Source organism: Enterobacter cloacae complex sp. IR5384, assembly GCF_049237265.1.
GTDB lineage: Bacteria > Pseudomonadota > Gammaproteobacteria > Enterobacterales > Enterobacteriaceae > Enterobacter > Enterobacter cloacae.
Genome location: NZ_JBMKHJ010000026.1, coordinates 1 through 3,896, shown reverse-complemented (window position 1 = coordinate 3,896; position 3,896 = coordinate 1). Strand labels below are relative to the sequence as shown.

Annotated in this window: 2 protein-coding genes; one reads left to right on the top strand and one right to left on the bottom strand. The window is 54.6% G+C overall.

Features of this window, described 5'->3' with window-relative positions; genetic code table 11:
- Positions 1 to 67: 67 nt before the first annotated feature.
- On the bottom strand, positions 68 to 2,026 hold the full coding sequence (gene acs, locus ACOTX3_RS18460) for an acetate--CoA ligase (protein ID WP_013095081.1): 1,959 nt from the start codon (positions 2,024 to 2,026) through the stop codon (positions 68 to 70).
- 423 nt (positions 2,027 to 2,449) lie between these two features.
- Here acs and gltP point away from each other — a divergent pair, with 423 nt between their 5' ends.
- Positions 2,450 to 3,763 carry a glutamate/aspartate:proton symporter GltP gene (gltP, locus tag ACOTX3_RS18455; protein WP_013095082.1) on the top strand — a complete coding sequence of 438 codons (1,314 nt, stop codon included), beginning with the start codon at positions 2,450 to 2,452 and terminating at the stop codon, positions 3,761 to 3,763.
- The last annotated feature ends 133 nt before the right edge of the window (positions 3,764 to 3,896 follow it).

Below are 3,896 nucleotides of genomic sequence, written 5' to 3'. Positions count from 1 at the left end.
GGCGGCCAGGAAGGTGCGGTCTGATGCCCTCACCCCGGCCCTCTCCCACAGGGAGAGGGAGAAAAGGTTACGAAGGCATTGCGATGGACTGCTTCTCTTCGAGCAGTTTTTCCACCACGCCCGGATCGGCGAGCGTTGAGGTATCACCAAGGTTGCTGGTGTCCCCTGCCGCAATTTTGCGCAAGATACGGCGCATAATTTTGCCGGAACGGGTTTTCGGCAGCGAGTCAGTCCAGTGCAGTACATCTGGCGTGGCAAGCGGACCAATCTCTTTGCGGACCCAGTTGCGCACGTCGGCATACAGTTCTGGCGATGGTTCTTCACCGTGGTTCAGCGTCACGTAGGCGTAAATCGCCTGGCCTTTAATGTTGTGCGGGATCCCCACAACGGCGGCTTCGGCAATCTTCGGATGCGATACCAGCGCGGATTCAATCTCCGCGGTGCCCAGACGGTGGCCGGAGACGTTCAGCACATCGTCCACACGCCCGGTGATCCAGTAATAGCCATCCTCGTCGCGACGCGCGCCGTCACCGCTGAAGTACATGTTTTTAAAGGTTGAGAAGTAGGTCTGCTCGAAGCGTTCGTGGTCGCCAAAGAGCGTACGTGCCTGGCCCGGCCAGGAATCGACGATCACCAGGTTGCCTTCGGTGGCACCATCCAGCGGATTGCCTTCGTTATCCACCAGCGCAGGCTGGACGCCGAAGAACGGTTGGGTCGCTGAACCGGCTTTTAAGCGGGTCGCACCCGGCATTGGTGTGATCATGAACCCACCGGTTTCGGTCTGCCACCAGGTGTCCATTACCGGGCATTTTTCGTTGCCGATCTTCTTCCAGTACCACTCCCAGGCTTCCGGGTTGATAGGCTCGCCGACGGAGCCGAGGATGCGCAGGGAAGAGCGGTCAGTGCCTTCTATCGCTTTATCCCCTTCCGCCATCAGCGCACGGATCGCCGTTGGCGCGGTGTACAGAATGTTGACCTGGTGCTTATCGACCACCTGGCACATCCGCGCCGGGGTTGGCCAGTTTGGTACACCTTCAAACATCAGCGTTGTTGCACCGCAGGCCAGCGGGCCGTACAGCAGATAGCTGTGACCGGTGACCCAGCCCACGTCGGCAGTGCACCAGTAGATATCGCCCGGATGGTAGTCGAAAACGTATTTAAAGGTGGTGGCTGCATAGACCAGATAGCCACCGGTGGTATGCAGTACGCCTTTCGGTTTGCCGGTGGAGCCGGAGGTATAGAGGATAAACAGCGGATCTTCCGCGTTCATCTCTTGCGGTTGATGCTGGTCGCTTGCTTTTTCAATCAGGTCACTCCACCACAGGTCGCGCCCTTCATTCCAGTCGATCTTGCCACCGGTACGCTTAAGGACGATAACGTTGCTGACGGTTTTGACGTTCGGGTTTTTCAGCGCTTCGTCGACATTTTTCTTCAGAGGAATACCGCGCCCGGCGCGCACGCCTTCATCAGCGGTGATCACCAGTTTCGAACTCGAGTCGACAATACGCCCGGCAACCGCTTCCGGCGAGAACCCGCCAAAGATAACGGAATGGATCGCGCCGATGCGTGCGCAGGCCAGCATCGCCACCGCCGCTTCCGGCACCATCGGCATATAGATGGCGACCACATCGCCTTTTTTAATGCCCTGATCCAGCAGCACGTTAGCGAAGCGGCACACGTCGCGGTGCAGCTCTTTATAAGAGATATGTTTGCTCTGAGAGGCGTCGTCGCCTTCCCAGATAATGGCCGTTTCGTTACCGCGTTCGGCAAGGTGGCGATCGAGGCAGTTCGCCGCAAGGTTTAGCGTGCCGTCTTCATACCATTTAATAGAAACGTTACCCGGCGCAAAGGAGGTGTTCTTCACCTTCTGGTAAGGTTTGATCCAGTCAAGAATATGGCCCTGCTCGCCCCAGAAAGCGTCAGGATCAGAGACAGATTGCTGATACTTCTCGTGGTACTGCTCGGGGTTGATCAGGCAACGGTCCGCAATGTTAGCGGGAATGTCGTGTTTGTGTATTTGGCTCATGGCTTTTTTTCTCCTTGTAAGATGTTAATAATATGTCGCAAAAACGTTAATAGTAGGGGCTTTACAAGCTTTGTTTATTATTTGGGCGGCAGATCACGCATTGTTGGAAGCGTATGAAAAATGAGCGAATGAAACTTTGAAGAAAAATAATTTACCGGGCGGATTATTCACATTTGCGCATAAAAAATCGTTTTTATAACAAATGGTTATTTATAAGAATTATCGTAAACTCGCGTCATAACGGCTTTTCGTAGTGAAATGCGTTGTTCTTTAAGGCTTGCGCAACACACCGCGCAGATGATACTCATACGCCGCGTTAAAAAATCCCATAAACCAACGCAACACAATTCATACCCTTTCAGTATGTCTCCATATTCATGCAGTCTGCATGAATAGGGCGCTTCATTGAGGAAGTCAGTTTCTATGAAAAACGTTAAAGTCAGCCTGGCCTGGCAAATCCTGCTGGCCCTTGTGCTGGGTATCCTGCTGGGTAGCTATCTCCATTATCACAGCGACAGCCGCGAGTGGCTGATTGCGAACTTGCTCTCCCCGGCGGGCGATATCTTTATTCATTTGATCAAAATGATCGTGGTGCCGATTGTCATCTCGACGCTGGTGGTCGGTATTGCCGGAGTCGGTGATGCAAAACAGCTGGGCCGCATCGGTGCAAAAACCATTCTCTATTTCGAAGTGATCACGACGATTGCCATCATCCTTGGCATTACCCTGGCGAATGTCTTCCAGCCAGGTTCCGGGATCGATATGTCGCAACTCGCGACGGTGGATATTTCGAAATACCAAAGTACGACCGCTGAAGTGCAGAGCCATGCGCACGGCCTGATGGGCACCATCCTGTCGCTGGTGCCGACTAACATTGTGGCGTCGATGGCGAAGGGCGAGATGCTGCCAATCATCTTCTTCTCGGTGCTTTTTGGTCTGGGTCTTTCCTCTCTGCCTGCCACGCACCGTGAACCGCTGGTCACCGTGTTCCGCTCCATCTCTGAAACCATGTTTAAAGTGACCCACATGGTGATGCGTTACGCGCCGGTCGGGGTGTTTGCGCTTATCGCGGTAACCGTGGCGAACTTCGGTTTTGCCTCCCTGTGGCCGCTGGCGAAGCTGGTAATTCTGGTGCATTTCGCCATCCTGTTCTTCGCGCTGGTGGTACTGGGCATTGTGGCGCGCCTGTGTGGGCTGAGCATCTGGATCCTGATCCGCATTCTGAAAGATGAGCTGATTCTGGCGTACTCCACGGCGAGCTCTGAAAGCGTGCTGCCGCGTATTATTGAGAAGATGGAGGCCTATGGTGCCCCGGCTTCTATCACCAGCTTCGTGGTGCCAACCGGCTACTCCTTTAACCTGGACGGCTCGACGCTGTACCAGAGCATCGCAGCCATCTTTATTGCCCAGCTGTACGGCATTGATCTGTCGCTGTGGCAGGAAATTGTGCTGGTGCTGACGCTGATGGTGACCTCAAAAGGGATCGCGGGCGTGCCGGGTGTCTCCTTCGTGGTGCTGCTGGCGACGCTTGGCAGTGTCGGTATTCCGCTGGAAGGCCTGGCGTTTATCGCCGGTGTTGACCGTATCCTCGATATGGCGCGTACGGCGCTGAATGTGGTTGGAAACGCGCTGGCGGTGCTGGTTATCGCCAAGTGGGAACACAAGTTCGACCGTAAAAAAGCGCTGGCGTATGAACGCGAGGTGCTGGGTCGTTTTGATAAGACGGCTGACCAGTAACATAACGTATTCTTCCCTCTCCCCTGTGGGGTGTACAGTCCGGGGACATGGTTGACAGGTGTTCGGGGACATGGTGAACACTTTTTAACATCCTTTACCCATGGTGATCGACTTTTTCTTCAGGTCGATCACC

Bases quoted from the DNA above. Each gene is read 5' to 3' on its own strand.
- acs (WP_013095081.1), bottom strand. From the start codon at position 2,026: ATGAGCCAAATACACAAACACGACATTCCCGCTAACATTGCGGACCGT.
- gltP (WP_013095082.1), top strand. From the start codon at position 2,450: ATGAAAAACGTTAAAGTCAGCCTGGCCTGGCAAATCCTGCTGGCCCTT.